This is a genomic window from Prochlorococcus marinus XMU1405, assembly GCF_017696275.1.
Taxonomy (GTDB): domain Bacteria; phylum Cyanobacteriota; class Cyanobacteriia; order PCC-6307; family Cyanobiaceae; genus Prochlorococcus_A; species Prochlorococcus_A marinus_AB.
This window is the reverse complement of record NZ_JAAORF010000001.1, coordinates 152,406-173,786: the sequence shown is the minus strand read 5'-3', so window position 1 is coordinate 173,786 and position 21,381 is coordinate 152,406. Positions and strand designations below refer to the sequence as shown.

The following is a 21,381-nucleotide window of genomic DNA, read 5'->3' as shown; positions in this document are numbered from 1 at the left end:
TGTAACTCAATTTATAAACTACATTTAATAATGATCGAATTTTATGAGTTAAATAAAAATGGACGAAGATAAAAAAAAATTATGGAAACAAGCGATAAAATGGCCTCTTTATTCTGTTGCCATACTTCCGGTTTTAATAACAGGGGCTTATATACTCAATCAATATGAGAAGGTAAAAATTTATAATTTGATTGCATTTACTTTAGCTGCAATTTTTATATTACTTTGGGAAAACCTAACTAATGATTTATTCGACGCAGAAACAGGAATCGATGAATTTAAATTCCATTCAATTGTAAATCTTATAAAAAATAAAAAAATAATTTCATTTATTGCATATTCATCTTTAGTTATTGGTTTAATAATAATTTCAATTATTTCATTATCAACAAGTATAAACATTTTGATTTTGGTAGCATCTTGCTGCTTCTTAGGATATTTATATCAAGGACCTCCTTTTAGATTTGGCTATCAAGGTTTAGGAGAACCATTATGCTGGCTTGCATTTGGACCTTTTGCCTACTCCGCAGTCTTAATTGCATTAAATCCTTTTAATATTTACTTCGAAGATATTCCCTGGAAAATTTCTTTATTACTTGGATCAGGACCTTCATTAGCAACAACTCTTGTATTATTTTGTTCTCATTTTCATCAAATTTCTGAAGATAAAAAGCATGGGAAAAATTCACCTTTAGTTCGCCTAGGAGCAAAAAAAGGTTCTCAATTTGTGCCTTGTATAATTTTTACAATATATATTTTTCAACTTTTAACTATAATTACTGGATTTATTCCAGTGTTTTGTATCCTTTATTTGATTAGTTTTCCTCAAGCAATAATACTTATAAATTTATTAAGATCTTCATATAAAAAACCTTCTGCAATAAAAAATTCCAAATTCGTCGCAATAAAATTTCAAACTCTTAATGGAGTTGGCTTAATCACAGGATTAATCTTTAATTATTTGATTAATAAATGAACTTAATATTTAAAAAAAAATCTTATAGCTTTAAGTTATCCACAAAAGTAGAAAATTCTAAAACGACTTATCTTACAAAACTTGGTTGGATAATTAAATTAACAAGTAATGATAAAAAAATTGGGTTTGGAGAAGTTTCACCACTTCTAGAAGAAGACTTAAAAAAATGTGCAAAACAACTAAATATGATCCCTGAGAATGTAGAAGTATTAAATTTATCTGAGCAAATAAATATTTTTCACCCATGCATTCAATCTGCAATAAATTCTGCATTAGCTGAGATAAATGGAAAAATAATTTTTAAAGAAAACTATGCCTTTGATGAAATTGATAAAACAGCCATACTTTTAAAGTCTAAAAATGTAATTTCAGAGCTAAATGAAATTAAAAAAAAACAATCTAATATTGGAAAATCATTAACCATAAAATGGAAAGTAGCATTAAGAGATAACCATGAGGAAGAAGCAAATTTAGAAGAAATTTTAAGCCAAATAGGTAATAATATTTATTTGAGAATAGATGCTAATGGTTCTTGGGAGAGAAAGATAGCCAATAGATGGGCTGATATTTTGAAAGATAATAAAAATATAGATTGGATAGAACAACCTCTCTGTGTTGACGATATTGAAGGAATGAAAAAACTTAACAAAAAAATTCCAATAGCCTTAGATGAATCACTTTTAAAATTTCCAACTTTGATTGATGAGTGGAAGGGTTGGCAAATTCGAAGGCCCTCTCAAGAAAATAATCCAGTTAAGCTTTTAAGAGAATTAGAACATAAAAAAGCTTTAATATCTATAAGTACATCATTTGAAACTGGAATAGGTAAGAGATGGCTTTATCATTTATCGTCTTTACAATTACAAGGACCAACTCCAAAAGTTCCTGGTTTAGCAATGAATAAATTCCCTAATTCGTTTCTATTTTTAAATGACTCAAAAAAAATATGGGATCAATTATGAAAAATAAAATTTATACTATTGAAGTTGAAAATAACGAACCTCAATCTGTAGAGAAAATTATTGAAAAAATTAGAGAGAATAAAATTATTTATGTAAAAAGCAAATTTTATGAAGACAAATATGTATTAGATGCAATTACTGAAAATGGACCGGCAATTATCTTAAACAGTAGTGGGAGTTCTGGAACACCAAGACAATGTTTTCACCATTTAGATAATCTTAAATTATCTGCAGCTGCATCGGGTCAATGGCTAATAGAGCAAGGATTTGAATTGCAAAACTGCTTAATTTTAAATACTTTACCCCTGAACCATATAAGTGGATTAATGTCAATTTTTAGAAGTCAAACTTGGGGATGTGATTGTATTAATATTTCTCCAAATTTTATAAAAAACACTCGAAAACTTTTACTTTTTACAATTAAATCTAAAAAAAACAAAAAACACTTGATTACGTCATTAGTACCTACGCAATTACAAAGACTTTTAGCACAAAAAGATGGAATTAGTTGGCTAAAAATTTTTGATCTAATTTGGGTCGGTGGAGCTTCAATTTCAGACGAAACTGCAGGACAATGTATACAAGAAAAAATAAAATTAGCTCCTTGTTACGGCTCAACTGAGACTTCGGCAATGGTTACGAGTTTAAAACCAAAAGAATTCTTAATGGGTTTTAAAAATGTTGGAGAAATACTACCTGATACAAAAATAAGAATTAACGAACAAGGATTAATCGAAATTAAATCAGCCAGAATTGGAATCGAAATAATAGACTCTTCAAAAACGAAAAATTTCAAAAATAAAAATGGGTGGTGGTGCACCGGTGATTTAGGTGAAATTAATCAAATCAATAATTCTTTATATTTAAACTTTCTTGGAAGAAGTGATAACGCATTTAATTCAGGAGGAGAAATCGTTTTTCCAAAAGTAATTGAATCTAGATTAAATGATTTCATTATGAAAGAAAATATCCCAATTAATAAATTCAATATTTCAAAAGTATCTAACAAATTATGGGGAAATAAAATTGAAGTAATTGTTGAATTTAGAGAACTTACAAATAATAAAAATATTGAAATTTATTTAAATTTATTAAAAAAATTTTCTCAAAGTTGGCCTAAACATGAAAAGCCTGAAAAGTGGATTGTTAAAAGCAAAAATACCATTACAGAAAAAATAAACTATAAATTTAAAAAATAATAATTAGCATTCTTTTAAATTTATACTCACATTTGAAGCCTCTATCCATCTTTCTAACTGATCGGGAAGTTCAATTTTATTTCTTGAATCAACATCTAAAGAACAATGTATAATTTTCCCTTCGGCTACTTTATTTCCGTTTTTTATAAAAAAGCTATTTACTTGGAACAAATAAGTATTAATTTTATGAGGGGCAATTTTTACTTTTAAGAAATCTCCAATTTTTATAGGAGCAAGAAAATTTGCTTCACAATTAACTATGGGAAAAATAATTTGACTTTTACGTGTAGAAAAATCTGGAAAAATATCTTGATAAGGGATCCCATAAATTTCAATACTTTCTTCCCAAGCTTCGTGCGACCATTTTAATAAGTTATGAAAATGAATTACACCTGCAGAATCACAATCACCAAATCTTACCTTCTTCTGCAATATTAACCAATCAGCGGGTTTCATTTAAAGAAATTATCTATCAACAGATCCCATAATGACATCTATTGAACCAAGGATTGCCATAATATCAGCGATTTTGGCACCTTTAAGAATATGAGGCAATATTTGCAGATTATTTAAATCAGCTGCTCTGATTTTAAATCTCCATGGGGTAACTTCATTATTTCCTTGAATAAATACACCTATTTCTCCTTTGCCGGACTCTAATCTTGTATATAATTCTCCGTTAGGAATTTTAAAAGTTGGAGCAACTTTCTTAGCTACATATTGATAGTCAATACCGAATATTTCACTTTTCTTATCTTCAGTCGCCATTCTTTGAGCTTCTAAATTTTCTGTTGGACCTCCTGGAATCATTTTGCAGGCTTGGCGAATGATGCTTAGTGATTGTCTCATCTCTTCAACTCTTACTCGATATCTCGCATAACAATCTCCTTCTTTTTCAGAAGCAATCTGCCAATCAAAATCGTCATAACATTCATAACTATCGACTTTCCTTAAATCCCAGGAAACCCCAGAAGCTCTTAGCATTGGCCCAGACAAAGACCAATTAATTGCCTGGTCTCTTTGTATTGTTCCAAGACCTTCAATTCTTTTTCTAAAAATTGGATTATTTGTTATTAATTTTTCGTATTCATCTATCTTAGGACCGAACCAATCGCAAAAGTCTATACATTTTTCTAACCATCCATATGGTAGATCACATGCTACTCCACCTATTCTAAAGAAATTATTATTTATTAGTCTTTGTCCAGTAGCAGCTTCCCAGAGATCATAGATCATCTCTCTTTCTCTAAAAATATAGAAAAATGGAGTTTGAGCACCTACATCTGCTAAAAAGGGACCAAGCCATAAAAGATGATTAGCAATACGATTTAGTTCGAGCATGAGAACTCTGATGTAACTAGCTCTTTTGGGAACTGGAATATTAGCTAATCTCTCAGGAGCATTTACTACAATAGCTTCATAAAACATTCCTGCGGCATAATCCATTCTGCTTACATAAGGGACATACATTACATTTGTCCTATTTTCAGCTATCTTTTCCATTCCTCTATGTAAATATCCAATTACCGGCTCACAATCAATGACATTCTCACCATCAAGAGTTACAACTAACCTTAAAACCCCATGCATTGAGGGATGGTGAGGGCCAAAATTGACCACCATTGGTTCTGTTCTAGTCTCTAGCTGAGCCATTCAAAATTTAACTTCTAAACAAATCTTAGTCGAAAGTTATGCAAAATGACCTATCTGATTCATCTTTTTTCAATCATAAATCAGTTATGACAGATGAGATTATGGCCTCATTAGAGCATTACCCACTGATACATAACAATCGACTTAAGGGAATAGACGCAACTTTAGGCGGAGGCGGGCACTCTTATCAATTATTGAGAAAATATTCTGATTTACATATAATTGGACTTGATCAAGATCCATTCGCGAGAAAATCAGCATCAAAAAAACTTGATGAGTTTAAAAATAGGATTGATATAAGGGCTTCAAATTTTGCGGATTTTGTACCAAAAGAAAAAGTTTCTTTTGTGATTGCAGATCTTGGAGTAAATAGTAACCAAATTGATGACCCTAAAAGAGGATTTAGTTTCCAAAAAGATGGTCCACTTGATATGCGCATGAATCCTTTTCTTGATGTTGATGCAGAAAAATTAGTTGAGGCTTTAAATGAAAAAGATCTAGCTAATCTAATATATAAATACGGAGAGGAGAGATTATCAAGAAAGATTGCTAGGAAAATAAAATTGGATTTGAAGGAAAATGGGAAATATTCTGGAACAAAAGAGTTAGCTTATTCTATTGCAGGCTGCTTCCCACCAAAACAAAGACATAAAAAAATACATCCAGCAACAAGAACATTTCAAGCACTAAGAATTGCTGTTAATAAAGAAATTGAAGTATTAGAAAAATTTTTGCAAGTTGTACCTGAATGGCTTTTGCCAGGGGGTATTATTTCTATTATTAGCTTTCATTCCCTTGAGGATAGGTTGGTAAAAAGTTGTTTTAAGAATGATCAAAGACTAAAAAACCTGACAAAAAAGCCAATAACTCCTTCCGAACAAGAAGTTGAACAAAATAAAAGAGCTAGAAGTGCAAAATTAAGAATTGCTCAATTAAACTAAAGAGCCAATAATTTTTAACGTAATGATTTGATTATATGTGTAAGAATTTGTATTGCTTGTTTTATTTCTCTTGAATTAGTGCTTAATCCAATACTTAACCTTATTGAAGATTCTGCTTCTTTAAAAGATCTGCCTAAGGCTAGTAAAACATGAGATGGTTCACCATTACTGCATGCAGATCCACTAGAACAAACTATTTTCGATTTTAAAAGTTTATGAAACTTCGCTCCGTTTAAATCCAATATAGTCAAATTTAAATTGTGAGGTAATCTTTTTTCTATTGAGCCATTAATTAATAAACCAGAATTATTTTCTAACAAACCCTCTAAAAGATTATTTCTGTAAAAAAGTAATTTCTCAGCATTATTTTTTTGATTAAAAACTGCTATCTCTATTGCTTTAGCAAAGCCAACTATTAACGGAAGAGGTAATGTACCAGACCTGAGACCATATTCCTGACCTCCTCCAACAATTAAAGGCTCAAGATTAATTTCTTCATCTATCAAAAGAAGTCCTATCCCTTTAGGACCATATATTTTGTGAGAACTCATCGTTATCATATTTACATCTGATAAAAGATTGTCTAACTCGATATAACCTAAACATTGTGCGAAATCAGAGTGAAAAGTTATTCCTTTCGATTTACATATCATTGAAATACTCTCTATTGGCTGTATAACTCCAATTTCGTTATTTGCCAGCATTATACTAACCAGGAATGTATCCTCTCTTATATTTTTTTTGAATTGTTCTTCTGAAATTAAGCCATCTTTCTCAGGATTAATTTCTGTAACCAAAAATCCCTCATTTTTTAGTTGGTTTAGGGGCTCTAAAACAGCTTTATGCTCTGTTTTTAAGGTAATAATATGTCCATAATTTCCTGTTTTTTTATAGTAATCTCTAGCAAAACCTAATAGGGCTAAGTTATTAGATTCAGTTGCCCCACTTGTAAAAATAACTTTTTTATTCTTAAGAAATAAATTTTGTTCTATTTTTTCTCTTGAGGCTTCCAATATAGCGCTTGCGTTAATCCCCGCCAAATTAGATTTGCTTGCGGGGTTAGAAAATATCTCACTCCAAAAAGGTTTCATAGAATCAACAACATCTTTAGAGCAAGGAGTCGAAGATTGATAGTCTAGTAGTATGGGAGTTGATAGCATTATGTTTAGTATATAAAATTCTGTTTATTACTAGAAATCAAATTGAAGAATTTAAAAAATGAATGAACTTAATCGAATAAATAATGAACCGATACGAAAATCAAGAATTTTATTAGTTGATGATGAGCCTGGTTTAAGAACAGCTGTTAAAACCTTTCTAGAAGATGAAGGCTTTGAAATATTTATTGCAGTTGATGGAGAGGATGGATGGGAAAAGGCGCAAACAATTTTTCCCGATTTGATAATTAGCGACATTATGATGCCCCGAGCTAACGGTTATGCTTTATTAGAAAAAATTAGAGAGGATGAAAAATTAGGAGGAACTCCAGTTATTTTTCTGACAGCAAAAGGAATGACCCTCGACAGAACAGAAGGCTATCTTGCAGGAGTTGATGATTATATTTCCAAACCTTTCGACCCCGATGAATTAGCTGCAAGAGTTAAAAATGTAATTAAGAGACAAGAACGTTTACTAAAAGAAGCGGCACGATTCGCAGATATTGATGTAAGCAAAATGGCTAAACAAATTACTGAAATAAAATCTATGCTCACAGACCAAAATCCAATTAATTCAGAAAATAAAATAAATATTCCTACTTTTACTCCAAGAGAAGCAAGTGTACTTCAACTAGTAGCAGAGGGCCTGATGAACAAGGAAATTGCAAGACAGCTGGAAACATCTATTAGAAATGTTGAGAAATATGTAAGTAGACTTTTTATCAAGACAGGTACATCTAGCCGAACCGAATTAGTTCGTTATGCACTTGAAAATCATTTAGTAAAATAAATTATTAAATTTTTTCAAATTCAATTAGTTTTGAAAAATAAAAAGGAGCTTTATTTAATTTCTTTTTAACCACTTTAAATCCTCTTTCTTTAGCAGCATTAATAATACCATTTTCTTTCAATGTATATGCTCTTGTAGTTTTACTTGGCCCAGGAAATAATTTCCCAATATTTTTTAGAACAGCAAGAACAGGAGTATAAGGAGCAAAGCTAACGATTAGTTTTTCTTTGCTTAAATCGCATAGATGCTGGACCATTTCTTCTGCGACCGGTTGAGGATAATGAATAAATACGTCCAAACAAACCACAACATCAAATAGTCCTTTTAATTTTTCCAAATCACAGACTTCATATTTGATTTTGCCTTGATTCAATCCTAATGTATTAATGCGTTTCTTTGTTTCTTTAATCATTTCAGAAGATATATCGCTCACCTGTAATTCTTTTATACCAAGTCTTAGTAAAGGTATGGAAAGACTTCCTACACCACATCCTGCATCACAATAACTTTTTTTTGTTAGTTCAGGATAATCTTTGATGTATGAGACTACATCATCTACAGTTTTTTGATGTCCTTTCCTAATATTTTTCTGAACTGTATTAATTTCATCAGATTTGCTATAAATTTTATTCCATCTTTCAAAGCCAGTTCCATTAAAATACTCCCTAACTTCACTTTTTTCGATAATCTTATTTGACGTCATAATATTCTATGGTATTTTCTTATTTTTATACTAACTAACTGGCGCCAAATTAATTGCACGCCATTATAGGAAAGAATTGATTTGTTATTTTGTCAGAATTGAATTCTAAAGATGTTTATAAAATTGCTGTCGTAATGGGTAGTGATTCAGATCTAAAAACATTGAAACCAGCCATTGATATTTTAAGAGAATTTGGAATAAAAACTGAAATTTGTATACTTTCTGCCCATCGAACACCTTTTGAAATGATGGAATATGCAAAAAATGCAGAATCAGAAAACATAAAAGTAATAATTGCCGGTGCTGGTGGTGCTGCTCATCTTCCAGGAATGCTGGCATCCATAACTTGCATTCCTGTAATTGGAGTACCAGTAGAGAGTAAGACACTTAAGGGGATTGACTCTCTTTTATCAATCGTTCAAATGCCCGCTGGAATTCCAGTCGCAACAGTTGCAATTAATGGAGGTCAGAATGCTGGATTATTGGCAATAGAGATGATCAGTTTATTTGATGAATCCATAAAGAAAACTTTAAAAGAATTCAGAGAAAATCTTCATACACAGGTAAGAACAAAAAATAGTAAGTTATCAGCTATTGGACCTGACAATTATCTTCAAAATAAATGAACTATTATTTTTCTATTGGGCCTTGTTAAGAAAGTTTTCTGTTTTAAGGTAGTTAACAACTTTTTCAACGGAATCATTTAAATCTAACGAACCTGTATCAACAACAATTTCTGGATTATGAGGAGCTTCATATGGACTAGAAATCCCTGTAAATTCTTTGATTTCACCCAAACGAGCTTTCTTATACAGACCTTTAGTATCCCTATTTTCGCAAACTTTAATATCAGCAGCACAATAAACTTCAATAAAATCACTAGATCCAATAATTTTTCGAACCTTATCTCTATCGCTAATAAATGGCGAAACGAATGCTGTAATAGTTATTATCCCAGCATTCATAAATAAATTCGCAACTTCTCCAATTCTTCTTATATTTTCTTCTCTATCTTCATCCGAAAACCCAAGATCTTTACATAAACCGTGTCTAATATTATCTCCATCCAACACATAAGTCGAAAAACCATCTAAGTGTAAAACTTCATTTAAAGCGTTGGCCAAAGTACTTTTACCAGAACCAGATAAACCTGTAAACCAGATAACCATACCTTTATGACCTCTCATTTTCTCTAACTTTTCTCTATCAATAGTTAAATTGTGCCACTTTATATTGGTTGACTTTGTTTGATCTTGTTCTTTCATTTTTTGGATCATCAAAATTAAAAACCTATCCTAACCCTTGCTTCATAAATTATGAAATCCCTCTTTACGAAGAAACTCAATTGATTTCGATACCATATCACCCTGTAACTGGATATTTTTATCAATTAATGTTCCTCCAGTCCCACAAAAAACTTTAATTTTTTTTAGTAATCCTTTTAATAAGATTTCATCCTCAGTGCCTAAACCCCTAATTAAAGTTATAGTCTTACCTTTTTTACCTTTTTTTTGTTTTGAAATATTTATTTTTGATCTTTTATCAAAAGTATCTTCCTTAGCTGTTTCTTCAGAATTTTTTTTGTGATTATCAAATTCTATCCAATTCTTTTTTCCCATTATTTTCAATATATTCTATAGTTAGTTAATACTTATTCTATAGAAAAGTGGTAAGTACATTTTCTCGCAAAGATCAAAACTATAAAAATGAAGATTTAAATCAACCCTCGAAAGAAGGAAGATTTGGAAAATATGGTGGTCAATATGTTCCTGAAACGCTAATGCCTGCTCTGTTTGAGCTTGAAGAAGCTGCATCTGATGCTTGGAAAGATAAATTTTTTGTAGAAGAATTAAATCATCTACTTAAGACTTATGTAGGTAGAGAAACACCACTTTATGAAGCCAAAAGACTTACTGAACATTACAAAACCAAACAAGCAACTCCAAGAATATGGCTTAAAAGAGAAGATTTAAATCATACTGGTGCTCACAAAATTAACAATGCCCTTGGACAAGCTTTATTAGCTATAAGAATGGGCAAAAAAAGAATAATTGCAGAAACTGGAGCAGGTCAGCATGGAGTTGCTACAGCTACTGTTTGTGCGAGATTTGGCTTGAAATGTATTATCTATATGGGTGCTGAAGACATAAAAAGGCAATCCCTTAACGTTTTCAGAATGAAACTTCTAGGAGCTGAAGTTAAAGTTGTAAATTCTGGAACTGCAACACTTAAGGATGCTACTAGTGAAGCCATTAGAGATTGGGTTTCTAATGTCGAAACCACACACTACATTTTAGGATCTGTTGCCGGCCCACACCCTTTCCCAAAAATTGTTAGAGATTTTCATGCAGTTATAGGAGAAGAAACTAAAAAACAATGTCTGGAATCATTTGGATCTTTACCCCATATTTTACTTGCATGTGTAGGTGGGGGATCAAATGCAATGGGTCTTTTCCATCCTTTCGTAAAAGAAACTTCTGTACGACTTATTGGAGTGGAAGCCGCAGGAAGCGGAGTTGATACTGACAAACATGCTGCCACTATCACTAAAGGTTCAGTTGGAATTTTGCATGGATCAATGAGTCTTCTTTTGCAAGATGATAATGGTCAAGTACAAGAAGCTCACTCAATAAGTGCAGGTTTAGATTACCCAGGAGTCGGACCTGAACATAGCTTTTTAAAAGATATAGGTAGAGCAGAATATGGATCAGTCACAGATCAAGAAGCTTTAGACGCTTTGAAACTTGTTAGTGAACTTGAAGGCATTATTCCGGCACTTGAAACGTCCCATGCCTTTGCTTGGTTAGATAAATTATGTCCTACTCTTGAAAAAGATACACATATAGTTATCAATTGCTCTGGAAGAGGGGACAAAGATGTTAATACTGTTGCATCTTCATTAGATATTTAATCAATACCTTGGAATTGATGGGTCAATATATGTACTCCATCCATCAATTCCCTCCTCCAAATTCCATATTTCGCTAACAATATTATTATCTAAGCACCACTGACAAAAGTTATAACTTCTTATCCCTGCATGACAGCTAACAACAATTTCTCTATCTAATAAACCAGAAAATATTTCTTCAACATATTGAAACGTGACTTTACTAATTGGTATATGTAAAAATTCTTTTGAGAAACGAGCTAGTTCAAGTTCTGACTGTTCTCTTACATCAATCAAAACTGGATCCTCTTTCTCAGAATTAAACCAATCATTGAGACTAGAGGCATTTATAGATTTTGGATAATTTCCCAATTAAGAAGATCAATTATGTGTTATTTACAATTTAATAAATTAGGTTGCAGAGCGAAATTTATTGTTAAAAATAAAAATAAACATTGATAATGAAACTTAGAGTAATAACAATAATACTATTATTATCTTTATTACTTTTTTTTGGTTTTAAGAAAGTTTCTGCCAATAAAAATAAGGAGCAAAGTATAAATATTGAGCAACTAAATATCCTAAAATTTATACCTGAAAACAGTAAATTATTATTTATCTCAAATTTAGAAAGTTTTAATATTGTTAACAATAACGAAAAAGATAAAAATCCAAAAAATCAAGATAACTTTGTTTTAATAAAAGATTCTATTTTAAATTACTTAGGTATAGATATAGGTAACAATAAATTAGAAGATATCTATGATAATGAACTTATAATTTCAACTTTTGAGAATAATATAACGCCTAAAGATAATATTTTGATTGTTTTTAAAATTAAGCCGGAAAAAACAATAGATGATTTATTAAATTTGCCTTATAAAATTGAGCAGAATGATTATATAATTCCAATCAAAAGAAAAAATAAAATAAATTTCCTTAACTTTATATATCAGACTGAAGATAATTATATAATTGCTTCATCAGATAAAAAGTTAATCAAAAACAGTATTAACTCTAGTGATAATTTTAAGAAAAAAAAATTTCAATATGAGGAAGAACTTTTTAGACTGAAAAACGAAAAAAATATTTTATTTACAAATAAATTTTGGGAAAGTAAATTTTTTAATAAAGAAATTTTTACTGATGATAATGAGGATATTATAGCCACAACATTTGACTTCAAAAATAAGCATTTAATTTTGAAATCATATTTACTAAATAATAAAAAAAATATTGATATTCTTACTTACGATAATATAATAAATAAAGAGAATATTAATGAAAATAGTCCTGAAGTTTCAATTTTTTGCAATAAAAAAATTTTTGACTTATATCCCAAATCTTTATTAAATGATTTTGAACTCAGTTTTTTTGATGAGTTTAATCAAAATGTCAACCAAGATATATTAATTCTCAATTCAAAAAAAGATTGGCTTATTGCATTTGAAAAAAATACTGAAGATCAATTTAATTTAAGTACTTTGAAAAAACTAAAAGATTTCAACAAATATACTTTGAACCAAAATGAAGCTATTTACTCAATTTATTCAAAAGATATTCTTGAAGAAAGAGAAGATGTAATAAAAGAATTAACTTATGAAAATATCTATTCAATAGAATCAGGAAATTTACAAATCATAAGTAATCATTTAATTGATGGTAAAAAACTAGAAACAATCTCAAAAAAATTTTTCAACCTAAAAAGTAATAAAGATAAATCTGCTTTTCTTTATGCGAAAGTTGATATCAAAGATAAAAATAATAATAAAATTAAAAAATTTACTAATCTAGAAGATCTTAATTTTATGATAAAAAATATTTTAAAAATATCAAATGAAGAATCTATAGAAATCATAAGACAATCTATTCCTGAAAAAAATCCAATCCTCTATACAGAAACAATATTAAAAATGCTTTAATAAAGTCATTCAAAAAAAGCTTTAAAAACAATCAATTAAAATTTTCGTGAAGTTAATAACTTATGGTTAATTAAAAATTATTTGACTATCTTTAATCTATAAGTGTTAATTATTGAATTAAGGAATTGGATAGCAACAAACTAATTTTAAAACCAGGATTAGAGGGTGTCCCAGTTACTAATTCATCTATTTGTGATATTGACGGGAACAAAGGTAAATTATTGTACAGAGGCTATTCCATTGAGGAACTATCCAAAAAAAGCAGTTTTTTAGAAACCGCTTACCTATTGATTTGGGGTGAATTGCCTACAGCTATTCAACTAAGAGATTTTGAACAAGAAGTTCAAATGCATAGAAGGTTAAGTTTTAGAGTCAGAGATATGATGAAATGTTTCCCTGCGACAGGTCATCCTATGGACGCTCTTCAATCTAGTGCGGCTTCTTTAGGGCTCTTCTATTCACGTAGAGCGATAGATGATCCTAATTACATTTACAACGCAGTAATAAGACTAATAGCAAAAATACCTACTATGATTGCCGCGTTCCAACTTATAAGAAAAGGACAAGATCCTATTCAACCTAGAGATGATTTAACTTACTCATCAAATTTTCTTTACATGCTGACTGAAAAAGAACAAGATCCTATAGCTGCAAAAGTTTTTGATAGGTGTTTAATTCTACATGCCGAACATAGTTTAAACGCCAGTACATTTAGCGCTAGAGTTACTGCAAGCACTCTTACGGACCCATATGCTGTCATCGCCTCTGCAGTAGGAACCCTTGCTGGCCCATTGCACGGAGGAGCAAATGAGGATGTGATTGCAATGTTAGAAGAGATTAAAACCTCAGAAAATGCTGGGTCTTTTTTAGATAACGCAATAAGAAATAAAAGTAAGATAATGGGCTTCGGCCACAGAGAATATAAAGTCAAAGATCCAAGAGCAATAATTCTTCAAAAACTGGCAGAAGAGCTTTTCATTAGATTTGGAGCAGATGAAATGTATGAAGTCGCTAAATCATTAGAAGCAGAGGCAATTCCAAGACTTGGACCTAAGGGTATATTCCCTAACGTGGACTTTTATTCTGGTCTTGTTTATAGAAAACTTGGTATTCCTCGTGATTTATTTACTCCAATTTTTGCCATATCTAGAGTGGCTGGTTGGCTAGCTCATTGGCGAGAACAACTTGGAGCAAATAGAATTTTTAGACCATCTCAAATCTATACAGGAGCAGCACCAAGAGATTGGATCAGCCTAGAAAATAGAGAATAATATTTGCAGCTTTTCATAAAAAAACACACATATTGATTGTGAAGAGTTAATCTATTAGATAAATAGCATTAAAATTTTGGAATACGGATTAGATCTCGAATATAGTTTTAATGAATTCTTAAAAGGTTTTGGCCTTCCCAGCGAAATTGCTCATGTAATTTGGCTCCCTCTACCTATGCTTTTAGTTTTGGTAGCAGCAGTTGTTGGCGTTTTGGTAACAGTTTGGCTTGAAAGAAAAATATCTGCTGCTGCTCAACAAAGAATAGGACCCGAATATGCAGGAGCTCTTGGGGTCCTCCAACCAATTGCAGATGGTCTTAAGTTACTTGTCAAAGAAGATATTATTCCTGCTAAAGCGGATGGAATACTCTTTACTGCAGGACCTATATTAGTTCTTGTTCCAGTCATCCTGTCTTGGTTAATTGTTCCTTTTGGACAAAATCTTTTAATAAGTAATGTTGGTATTGGAATTTTCCTATGGATAGCTTTAAGCAGTATTCAGCCAATTGGACTTCTTATGAGCGGATACGCATCAAATAATAAATATTCTTTATTAGGAGGTTTAAGAGCAGCAGCTCAATCGATAAGTTATGAAATTCCTTTAGCTTTATCTGTACTTGCTATCGTACTAATGACAAATTCACTAAGTACTATTGACATTGTTAACCAACAAAGTGGTGCTGGGATCCTAAGTTGGAATATATGGAGACAACCAGTTGGTTTTATAGTCTTTTGGATTTGTGCTCTTGCAGAATGTGAGAGACTTCCATTTGACTTGCCTGAAGCTGAAGAAGAATTAGTTGCAGGATATCAAACTGAATATGCAGGTATGAAATTCGCATTGTTCTACCTTGGTAGTTACATTAATTTAATCCTTTCAGCTTTATTGGTATCAATACTCTATTTGGGAGGATGGGGTTTTCCTATCCCAGTTGAATTAATAGCTAAGTTTTTAAACTTGCCCATTAATGCACCATTCATACAAGTTTTCACTGCATCAATAGGAATTGTAATGACTGTATTAAAAGCATATCTTTTAGTTTTCATTGCAATATTACTGCGTTGGACAACTCCTAGAGTAAGAATAGATCAACTATTAGATCTAGGATGGAAGTTTCTTCTTCCAATTTCTCTTGCTAATCTTTTGATAACTGCAGGATTAAAACTTGCTTTTCCACAATTCTTTGGTGGTTAAACTTAAGTAAAAATACTTAAATTTAAAATTAATCCACTAAAATAAAATAACTAAGTAAATTCTTCAAAATGAAAAATTTTCTTCAACAAATAAATAGCTATATCAAAGAAGCATTTAATGCAGGCAAATACTTATATAGTGGCCTATCAGTAACTTTTGATCATCTTCGAAGAAGACCTGTTACTGTCCAGTATCCATATGAAAAATTAATACCTTCTGAAAGATATAGAGGAAGAATACATTATGAATTCGATAAATGTATTGCTTGTGAAGTTTGCGTGAGAGTATGCCCCATAAATCTACCAGTAGTTGATTGGGTGATGAACAAAGAAACAAAAAAAAAGGAACTTAGAAATTATTCTATAGACTTTGGAGTTTGTATATTTTGCGGAAATTGTGTTGAATATTGCCCAACTAATTGTCTATCAATGACCGAAGAATATGAATTAGCTACTTTTGACAGACACAACCTAAATTTTGATAATGTAGCACTCGGTAGACTTCCCACAAACGTCACGACAGATCCTTCAGTTAAACCTCTAAGAGAACTCGCCTATCTACCTAAAGGTGTCATGGACCCTCATGAAATCTCAGCTTCAGATACTAGAGTTGGTAAATTACCTGAAGAAGTCTATGATTGGATGAGATCAGAATCCAATGAAAATAAAGATAAAGTTTCTAATTCAAACAATTAATTTCAATTAATTTATGTCTATTGCAATAACAACTCAAATTATTTGTTTTACAGTTTTATCTTTAGTTATCCTTATTGGTGCACTTGGGGTTGTCTTGCTAGAAAGTATTGTTTATTCTGCATTTCTTCTAGGAGGGGTTTTCATGAGTGTAGCAGGATTATATCTTCTTTTAAATGCAAGTTTTGTTGCTGCAGCACAAGTTTTAGTTTATGTGGGTGCAGTTAATGTATTAATAATTTTTGCAATTATGCTAGTAAATAAAAAAGAAGATTTAAAGCCCATCAATGACATTAAATCTAGAAGAATCATATCAACATCAATATGTTTAACCCTACTAAGCCTTTTAATAAGAGTTGACTTGACCAATGTATGGAGCCTATCAAATCCTCAAAACTCTATAGGAGAAGAATCAACTATCAGAATTGGTGAACATCTATTTAGTGATTATTTACTCCCATTTGAAGTAGCTTCAGTTTTACTTTTAATGGCAATGATTGGAGCTATTGTTTTAGCTAGAAGAGATGTAATGAGCAAGGATATTTCCACTGGATTACCTGTTGATCAAGAGTTAATTGAAAAATCATCAGAACCTTTACTTACAAATAAAAATTAACCTCTTAACTTTCTTATGATGAATTTAGAATCAATCCCTATTCAAGCTTTTTTAATAGTATCTTCAGCACTATTCTGTATTGGTATTTGGGGATTATTAAATAGCAGAAATGCAGTCAGAGTTCTTATGAGCATTGAATTAATGCTCAATGCAGTAAATATAAACTTAATGGCGTTTTCTTCCTATGTTGATAATAATTTAATTCAAGGACAAGTTTTTACAATTTTTGTGATTACTGTTGCTGCCGCAGAAGCAGCAGTTGGATTAGCTATCCTGTTATCTCTGTATAGGAATAGAGTGACTGTAGATATGGAAAGTTTTAATTTATTAAAATGGTAAAACCACTAAATGCAACTTTCATTAGTGCTTATTGTATATCGTTCAGATAGTTCTATAGCTCGAGAGGCTTCTAAATTCTGTGAAGAAGTCCTAAAAGCTAAAAATATAAAATCAAATAGAATTGAAAGTGATTTTCATAAAAATGAAATTGAAAAATATCTTTGCAATCCAGAATTGCAACCAAATATTGGCATAGTTCTTGGTGGAGATGGAACGTTCCTAAAATGTGCAAATGCTTTAGCTGATTATGATATTCCTTTGTTAAGCATTAACATTGGTGGTAATCTGGGTTTCCTTACGCAAGAAAAAAATTTCTTGTTTGACAAATCTTTTATTGAAATCCTTGAAAACGAAGAATATAAAATTGAATTTCGTAATAGATTAAATTGTAATGTTTGTATGAACGGGACAAGTTCTGAGAAAAAAATTATAAAAAGCTACGACGCCTTAAATGATTTTTATTTTAAATCCGTTGAAGAGGACATTTCTCCTACCAACCAAATACAAATAGAAATTGATAACGAAAAGGTGAATGAATATAAAGGTGATGGATTAATCATATCTACATCAACTGGTTCAACAGCCTACTCTATGGCTGCAGGTGGTCCAATAGTTCACCCTAGTATAGATGCAATGATAATAAACCCTATATGCCCGATGAGTTTGGCTAGTAGACCAATAGTTATACCTAATACAAGTAAGGTAGTAATTAAACCTGTTAAAAAAAGTAAGGGGGAAATTAAATTATGGCGAGACGGTTCAAAATGTATGACCATTAAGGAAACTTATTATTGTGAGATCAAAAAAGGGCAATCACCTTGCAAAATAATAAAGTTTAAAAAAAGCAATACTTATTATAATACTTTAATAAAAAAACTAGATTGGAAAGGCGATTTATCTAGAAAAAATCAGAAAAATTAAATGGCCTTAGAAATAGAAAGAAGATTTCTTATAAAAAATGAAAATTGGAAAGAATTCATAACTAGAAAAATTTATATTGAACAAGGATATTTAACCAAAAGTTTAGATGATTGGATTATTAGGGTAAGGTTTACAGGCAAAGACTCTAAAATTGCACTCAAAAAACATATCAAAGGTTTTACCAACTTTGAATTTGAATATTCCATTCCTCGAAGCGATGCTGAAACAATAATGTCAAATCTTTCTAGCACAATTAAAAAAGAAAGATTTTTTTTAGAAGTTGAAAAAAAATCTTGGATTATAGATTGCTTTAAAGAAAAGAATTATCCACTTGAAATTGCAGAAATTGAACTTTCCAATGAAGAGGAAGATTTATTTCTTCCTTCTTTCATTTCAAAAGAAATTACTGGTCTTACCCATTACTCTAATTTCAGTCTTGCTAACAATCCTTTCTCAAAATGGAGATAAAACTATTTGACAACTTTCAAAAGTAACTAGTCAAAAGAACCACTCATCCTTTATATTTTCTTTATATTTAAATTTTCAATTATTGTTTTCTTCAGATGTATGGTCTTTATGACAAAGAAGGAATATTGAGATTTGTTGATTCAGACAAAGATGCATGTATTGCATACGCTGAACTTTTTGAATTAGGATCTACAAATTATTGTTTAATGGATTTAGCTAATGATACAACAAAAGTAAAAAGTAAAATTAATCTTGATCAGAATCTGGGAGTGAACAGCAATTAAATCCATCTCTACAAATCTTTCCATTGTCCATTGCCCAATTCAAAAGAGCTACTCTGTTTTTAGAACCAGTTTTTGTAAACATATTACTTACATGATTATCAACAGTTCTTTTACTAATAGTAAGTTTTACTGCAATTTCTTGATTTGTAAGCCCATCAGCTACGAGATCAATGATTTCCATCTCTCTTGCTGAGAGACCCATCATGTCAATGTTGTTTACTTCTTCTTCAACCATTTGCATTTAAACAGTTCCTTTTTTATATTAATTAAGTTTAGCAATCTCAGTACACTTGTTAACTTAGTAAGAAACAAAAGCAATTGAAATCAAAACTTCAGCAGACTTTAGAAAAAAAATCTAAAGTAATAACGGCAGAGTTAATGCCGCCAAGAGGCGGGAGCCCCATAAGATCTCTTAAGATAGCACAACTTTTGAAAGATAAGGTACATGCTGTTAACATTACCGACGGAAGTAGAGCTGTAATGAGAATGTGCAGCTTAGCAATGTCCAAACTATTACTGGAAAATGGAATAGAACCAGTCATGCAAATATCTTGCAGAGATCGTAATAAAATTGCTTTACAATCAGACATTCTAGGAGCAAATGCTTTAGGAATTAGAAACATTTTATGCATTACCGGTGATTCAGTTAAAGCCGGGGATCAACAAGATGCTAAGGCAGTGCATGAGTTTGAGTCAGTTAGATTACTTCAACAAATTCAAGCCTTCAATAAAGGAAGTGATCCGACTATAGGAGAACTTTCCGATAAAAAAACCTTTATTTTCGCAGGTGCCGCTGCTGATCCTAGTTGCAGAAATAAAAGAAGTTTAGAAAATAGAATGAGAAAGAAAAAAGAGGCAGGAGCAGGATTCATACAAACTCAAATGGTTATGGAAAAAGAAAATTTGATAGAATTTTGCGAAGAAATTAGCAATCCTCTTGAAATTCCTGTAATTGCAGGTGTATTTCTATTAAAATCTTATAAAAACGCCTTATTTATTAACAAATATGTTCCAGGCGCAAACATCCCTGAAAATATCTTAAATCGGCTTAAAGATGCTAAAGATCCTTTACAGGAAGGTATTAAGATTGCAGCTGAACAAGCTCATGATTTTATTAATATCGCAAATGGTATTCATCTAATGGCCGTAAAGGCAGAGCATTTAATTCCTGAGATTCTTGAAAAAGCTGATCTTAGTCTGGAATATTAATCAAATCAGTACCTAATAATTCTGCCATAGCTTTCTGCTGAGGGGATGGCTCAGTCAAATCAGATCTTCTTGAATCTGCTATTAACCAATCTAAAGATGCATCTTGCAAATCAAAATGATCTCCATTTTTCCCAACACAATATTTACCAAAAACTAACTTATCCATAAGTCTTACACCTTTACCAATTTTAGAATAATCAAAAATAATTGAGTTATCTATAGTTGCTCCCTCGCAAATGCAACAACTTGGTCCAATCATTGAAGGGCCAATAATAGTTGCTCCATCTTCGATCCTAGTCATACCTCCTATATAAACCGGCCCAGTAATATTAACCTTTTCCCAGTTAGCCGCTACATTCAAACCGGTAAAAACTCCTGGTTTTATTTCCTTACCTGGTATTTGCACTTGTCTTACCTTGCCTTGCAATACATTTCTAATAGCACTCCAATAATCAGGAACTTTTCCAATATCTACCCATTCAAAATCCATTGGTAATGCAAAAAATGGTAAATCCATTTCAACAAGTTTAGGAAAAAGATCAGCTCCAATATCAAACTTCTCTGCTGAAGGGATATAATTAAAAATTTCAGGTTCGAAAAGATAAATTCCTGTATTTATACAGTCACTTAAAGCTTGATCAACTTCTGGCTTTTCCTGAAAAGCTTTTATACGGCCGTTTTCATCAGAAACTACGACACCGTAACTTGATACTTGATCTTTAGTTACCTTTTTTGTTATTAAGCTCGCAATAGCTCCTTTCTGCTTATGTTTTTTAACAGCTTGAGTTAAATCTAAATCAACTAAAGCATCACCACATAAAACAACAAAAGTTTCATCAAAGAAATTTTGAAAATCCTGAATTTTTTTTAATCCTCCTGCGGATCCCAAAGCATCACCTATTAATTCTCCATCTTCAATTCTTCCCTCAAAACTATAAGCAATTTCTACTCCAAATCTTTGCCCATCCCTAAAATAATTTTCAATTTCTTCCGCCAGATGAGAAACATTGACCATAATTTCCTTAAAGTTATGTTCTCTTAAAAGTTCCAAGAGAAACTCCATAACAGGTTTTTGCAAAATCGGAATCATCGGTTTTGGAATAACATGCGTAATAGGCTGAACACGTGTACCTTTACCTGCCGCAAGTATCATTGCCTTCATGAATTCAAAACCTCTTTTTTAAAGATTATAC

Annotated in this window: 26 protein-coding genes; 17 read left to right on the top strand and 9 right to left on the bottom strand. The window is 31.2% G+C overall.

Annotation, left to right across the window (positions count from 1 at the left end; all coding sequences use genetic code 11):
• Positions 1–58 precede the first annotated feature (58 nt).
• The 3 genes from menA to HA148_RS00930 are packed head-to-tail and all read left to right on the top strand — an operon-like array spanning position 59 to position 3,137.
• Positions 59–976, top strand: coding sequence for a 2-carboxy-1,4-naphthoquinone phytyltransferase (gene menA / locus HA148_RS00940; protein WP_209129411.1), 918 nt, complete (start codon positions 59–61; stop codon positions 974–976).
• Positions 973–1,938 (top strand): o-succinylbenzoate synthase, encoded by a 966-nt coding sequence (locus tag HA148_RS00935; protein ID WP_209129409.1) that lies wholly within the window; start codon positions 973–975, stop codon positions 1,936–1,938. Before menA ends, HA148_RS00935 begins: the two co-directional genes overlap by 4 nt.
• Positions 1,935–3,137, top strand: coding sequence for an AMP-binding protein (locus HA148_RS00930; protein ID WP_245151970.1), 1,203 nt, complete (start codon positions 1,935–1,937; stop codon positions 3,135–3,137). Before HA148_RS00935 ends, HA148_RS00930 begins: the two co-directional genes overlap by 4 nt.
• Positions 3,138–3,140: 3 nt before the next feature.
• On the opposite strand, the gene HA148_RS00925 is transcribed toward HA148_RS00930, so the two are convergent.
• Both HA148_RS00925 and HA148_RS00920 read right to left on the bottom strand, forming a co-directional pair.
• Positions 3,141–3,593 carry an acyl-CoA thioesterase gene (locus tag HA148_RS00925; RefSeq protein ID WP_209129404.1) on the bottom strand — a complete coding sequence of 151 codons (453 nt, stop codon included), beginning with the start codon at positions 3,591–3,593 and terminating at the stop codon, positions 3,141–3,143.
• 9 nt (positions 3,594–3,602) lie between these two features.
• Positions 3,603–4,790, bottom strand: coding sequence for an NAD(P)H-quinone oxidoreductase subunit H (locus tag HA148_RS00920; protein ID WP_002807890.1), 1,188 nt, complete (start codon positions 4,788–4,790; stop codon positions 3,603–3,605).
• A gap of 38 nt (positions 4,791–4,828) precedes the next feature.
• Between HA148_RS00920 and rsmH the strand changes: the two genes are divergently transcribed.
• Complete coding sequence (gene rsmH, locus HA148_RS00915) at positions 4,829–5,731, top strand: 16S rRNA (cytosine(1402)-N(4))-methyltransferase RsmH (RefSeq protein ID WP_209129402.1); 903 nt, start codon at positions 4,829–4,831, stop codon at positions 5,729–5,731.
• A gap of 14 nt (positions 5,732–5,745) precedes the next feature.
• On the opposite strand, the gene HA148_RS00910 is transcribed toward rsmH, so the two are convergent.
• Positions 5,746–6,891 (bottom strand): cysteine desulfurase family protein, encoded by a 1,146-nt coding sequence (locus HA148_RS00910; protein WP_209129400.1) that lies wholly within the window; start codon positions 6,889–6,891, stop codon positions 5,746–5,748.
• 58 nt (positions 6,892–6,949) lie between these two features.
• Here HA148_RS00910 and HA148_RS00905 point away from each other — a divergent pair, with 58 nt between their 5' ends.
• A complete protein-coding gene (locus HA148_RS00905; RefSeq protein WP_209129398.1) occupies positions 6,950–7,678 on the top strand; it encodes a response regulator transcription factor in 729 nt (242 codons plus the stop codon).
• Between the two features lie 4 nt (positions 7,679–7,682).
• Here the strand turns inward: HA148_RS00905 and bchM are convergent, their stop codons facing one another.
• A complete protein-coding gene (gene bchM, locus HA148_RS00900; RefSeq protein WP_209129395.1) occupies positions 7,683–8,381 on the bottom strand; it encodes a magnesium protoporphyrin IX methyltransferase in 699 nt (232 codons plus the stop codon).
• Positions 8,382–8,470: 89 nt separating this feature from the next.
• Between bchM and purE the strand changes: the two genes are divergently transcribed.
• Positions 8,471–9,007 (top strand): 5-(carboxyamino)imidazole ribonucleotide mutase, encoded by a 537-nt coding sequence (gene purE / locus HA148_RS00895; RefSeq protein WP_257471406.1) that lies wholly within the window; start codon positions 8,471–8,473, stop codon positions 9,005–9,007.
• A 12-nt stretch (positions 9,008–9,019) separates the two neighbouring features.
• Here the strand turns inward: purE and cysC are convergent, their stop codons facing one another.
• Both cysC and HA148_RS00885 read right to left on the bottom strand, forming a co-directional pair.
• On the bottom strand, positions 9,020–9,646 hold the full coding sequence (gene cysC, locus HA148_RS00890; RefSeq protein ID WP_209129393.1) for an adenylyl-sulfate kinase: 627 nt from the start codon (positions 9,644–9,646) through the stop codon (positions 9,020–9,022).
• A gap of 42 nt (positions 9,647–9,688) precedes the next feature.
• Positions 9,689–10,000, bottom strand: coding sequence for a translation initiation factor SUI1 (locus tag HA148_RS00885; protein WP_209129391.1), 312 nt, complete (start codon positions 9,998–10,000; stop codon positions 9,689–9,691).
• A gap of 47 nt (positions 10,001–10,047) precedes the next feature.
• Here HA148_RS00885 and trpB point away from each other — a divergent pair, with 47 nt between their 5' ends.
• Complete coding sequence (trpB, locus tag HA148_RS00880; RefSeq protein ID WP_209129388.1) at positions 10,048–11,292, top strand: tryptophan synthase subunit beta; 1,245 nt, start codon at positions 10,048–10,050, stop codon at positions 11,290–11,292.
• On the opposite strand, the gene HA148_RS00875 is transcribed toward trpB, so the two are convergent.
• Positions 11,293–11,643 carry a rhodanese-like domain-containing protein gene (locus tag HA148_RS00875; RefSeq protein ID WP_209129386.1) on the bottom strand — a complete coding sequence of 117 codons (351 nt, stop codon included), beginning with the start codon at positions 11,641–11,643 and terminating at the stop codon, positions 11,293–11,295.
• An 89-nt stretch (positions 11,644–11,732) separates the two neighbouring features.
• On the opposite strand from HA148_RS00875, the gene HA148_RS00870 reads away from it, so the two are divergent.
• The 9 genes from HA148_RS00870 (at position 11,733) to HA148_RS00830 (ending at position 18,979) form a co-directional block, all read left to right on the top strand.
• On the top strand, positions 11,733–13,193 hold the full coding sequence (locus HA148_RS00870; protein WP_209129384.1) for a hypothetical protein: 1,461 nt from the start codon (positions 11,733–11,735) through the stop codon (positions 13,191–13,193).
• Positions 13,194–13,318: 125 nt separating this feature from the next.
• Positions 13,319–14,464 (top strand): citrate synthase, encoded by a 1,146-nt coding sequence (locus HA148_RS00865; RefSeq protein WP_209129382.1) that lies wholly within the window; start codon positions 13,319–13,321, stop codon positions 14,462–14,464.
• Positions 14,465–14,540: 76 nt separating this feature from the next.
• Positions 14,541–15,659 carry an NADH-quinone oxidoreductase subunit NuoH gene (gene nuoH / locus HA148_RS00860; protein WP_209129380.1) on the top strand — a complete coding sequence of 373 codons (1,119 nt, stop codon included), beginning with the start codon at positions 14,541–14,543 and terminating at the stop codon, positions 15,657–15,659.
• A gap of 68 nt (positions 15,660–15,727) precedes the next feature.
• Complete coding sequence (ndhI, locus tag HA148_RS00855; protein ID WP_209129378.1) at positions 15,728–16,354, top strand: NAD(P)H-quinone oxidoreductase subunit I; 627 nt, start codon at positions 15,728–15,730, stop codon at positions 16,352–16,354.
• 13 nt (positions 16,355–16,367) lie between these two features.
• Entirely contained in the window at positions 16,368–16,967 is a 600-nt protein-coding gene (locus HA148_RS00850) for an NADH-quinone oxidoreductase subunit J (protein WP_209129375.1), read from the top strand.
• 18 nt (positions 16,968–16,985) lie between these two features.
• Positions 16,986–17,306 carry an NADH-quinone oxidoreductase subunit NuoK gene (nuoK, locus tag HA148_RS00845; protein WP_025943246.1) on the top strand — a complete coding sequence of 107 codons (321 nt, stop codon included), beginning with the start codon at positions 16,986–16,988 and terminating at the stop codon, positions 17,304–17,306.
• A gap of 9 nt (positions 17,307–17,315) precedes the next feature.
• Positions 17,316–18,227 (top strand): NAD(+) kinase, encoded by a 912-nt coding sequence (locus HA148_RS00840; RefSeq protein ID WP_209129373.1) that lies wholly within the window; start codon positions 17,316–17,318, stop codon positions 18,225–18,227.
• Positions 18,228–18,695 carry a CYTH domain-containing protein gene (locus HA148_RS00835; RefSeq protein ID WP_209129371.1) on the top strand — a complete coding sequence of 156 codons (468 nt, stop codon included), beginning with the start codon at positions 18,228–18,230 and terminating at the stop codon, positions 18,693–18,695.
• Positions 18,696–18,790: 95 nt separating this feature from the next.
• A complete protein-coding gene (locus tag HA148_RS00830; RefSeq protein WP_209129369.1) occupies positions 18,791–18,979 on the top strand; it encodes a hypothetical protein in 189 nt (62 codons plus the stop codon).
• Here the strand turns inward: HA148_RS00830 and HA148_RS00825 are convergent.
• Positions 18,942–19,220, bottom strand: a complete 279-nt coding sequence (locus HA148_RS00825; RefSeq protein WP_032526549.1) for a helix-turn-helix domain-containing protein — start codon at positions 19,218–19,220, stop codon at positions 18,942–18,944. The two genes, HA148_RS00830 and HA148_RS00825, sit on opposite strands and share 38 nt — an antisense overlap.
• A 77-nt stretch (positions 19,221–19,297) precedes the next feature.
• Here HA148_RS00825 and HA148_RS00820 point away from each other — a divergent pair, with 77 nt between their 5' ends.
• A complete protein-coding gene (locus HA148_RS00820; RefSeq protein ID WP_209129367.1) occupies positions 19,298–20,188 on the top strand; it encodes a methylenetetrahydrofolate reductase in 891 nt (296 codons plus the stop codon).
• On the opposite strand, the gene HA148_RS00815 is transcribed toward HA148_RS00820, so the two are convergent.
• Positions 20,172–21,350 (bottom strand): nucleotidyltransferase family protein, encoded by a 1,179-nt coding sequence (locus HA148_RS00815; RefSeq protein WP_209129365.1) that lies wholly within the window; start codon positions 21,348–21,350, stop codon positions 20,172–20,174. The two genes, HA148_RS00820 and HA148_RS00815, sit on opposite strands and share 17 nt — an antisense overlap.
• Positions 21,351–21,381 lie beyond the last annotated feature (31 nt).

Bases quoted from the DNA above. Each gene is read 5' to 3' on its own strand.
- menA (WP_209129411.1), top strand. From the start codon at position 59: ATGGACGAAGATAAAAAAAAATTATGGAAACAAGCGATAAAATGGCCT.
- HA148_RS00935 (WP_209129409.1), top strand. From the start codon at position 973: ATGAACTTAATATTTAAAAAAAAATCTTATAGCTTTAAGTTATCCACA.
- HA148_RS00930 (WP_245151970.1), top strand. From the start codon at position 1,935: ATGAAAAATAAAATTTATACTATTGAAGTTGAAAATAACGAACCTCAA.
- HA148_RS00925 (WP_209129404.1), bottom strand. From the start codon at position 3,593: ATGAAACCCGCTGATTGGTTAATATTGCAGAAGAAGGTAAGATTTGGT.
- HA148_RS00920 (WP_002807890.1), bottom strand. From the start codon at position 4,790: ATGGCTCAGCTAGAGACTAGAACAGAACCAATGGTGGTCAATTTTGGC.
- rsmH (WP_209129402.1), top strand. From the start codon at position 4,829: ATGCAAAATGACCTATCTGATTCATCTTTTTTCAATCATAAATCAGTT.
- HA148_RS00910 (WP_209129400.1), bottom strand. From the start codon at position 6,891: ATGCTATCAACTCCCATACTACTAGACTATCAATCTTCGACTCCTTGC.
- HA148_RS00905 (WP_209129398.1), top strand. From the start codon at position 6,950: ATGAATGAACTTAATCGAATAAATAATGAACCGATACGAAAATCAAGA.
- bchM (WP_209129395.1), bottom strand. From the start codon at position 8,381: ATGACGTCAAATAAGATTATCGAAAAAAGTGAAGTTAGGGAGTATTTT.
- cysC (WP_209129393.1), bottom strand. From the start codon at position 9,646: ATGAAAGAACAAGATCAAACAAAGTCAACCAATATAAAGTGGCACAAT.
- HA148_RS00885 (WP_209129391.1), bottom strand. From the start codon at position 10,000: ATGGGAAAAAAGAATTGGATAGAATTTGATAATCACAAAAAAAATTCT.
- HA148_RS00870 (WP_209129384.1), top strand. From the start codon at position 11,733: ATGAAACTTAGAGTAATAACAATAATACTATTATTATCTTTATTACTT.
- ndhI (WP_209129378.1), top strand. From the start codon at position 15,728: ATGAAAAATTTTCTTCAACAAATAAATAGCTATATCAAAGAAGCATTT.
- HA148_RS00850 (WP_209129375.1), top strand. From the start codon at position 16,368: ATGTCTATTGCAATAACAACTCAAATTATTTGTTTTACAGTTTTATCT.
- nuoK (WP_025943246.1), top strand. From the start codon at position 16,986: ATGAATTTAGAATCAATCCCTATTCAAGCTTTTTTAATAGTATCTTCA.
- HA148_RS00840 (WP_209129373.1), top strand. From the start codon at position 17,316: ATGCAACTTTCATTAGTGCTTATTGTATATCGTTCAGATAGTTCTATA.
- HA148_RS00835 (WP_209129371.1), top strand. From the start codon at position 18,228: ATGGCCTTAGAAATAGAAAGAAGATTTCTTATAAAAAATGAAAATTGG.
- HA148_RS00830 (WP_209129369.1), top strand. From the start codon at position 18,791: ATGTATGGTCTTTATGACAAAGAAGGAATATTGAGATTTGTTGATTCA.
- HA148_RS00825 (WP_032526549.1), bottom strand. From the start codon at position 19,220: ATGCAAATGGTTGAAGAAGAAGTAAACAACATTGACATGATGGGTCTC.
- HA148_RS00815 (WP_209129365.1), bottom strand. From the start codon at position 21,350: ATGAAGGCAATGATACTTGCGGCAGGTAAAGGTACACGTGTTCAGCCT.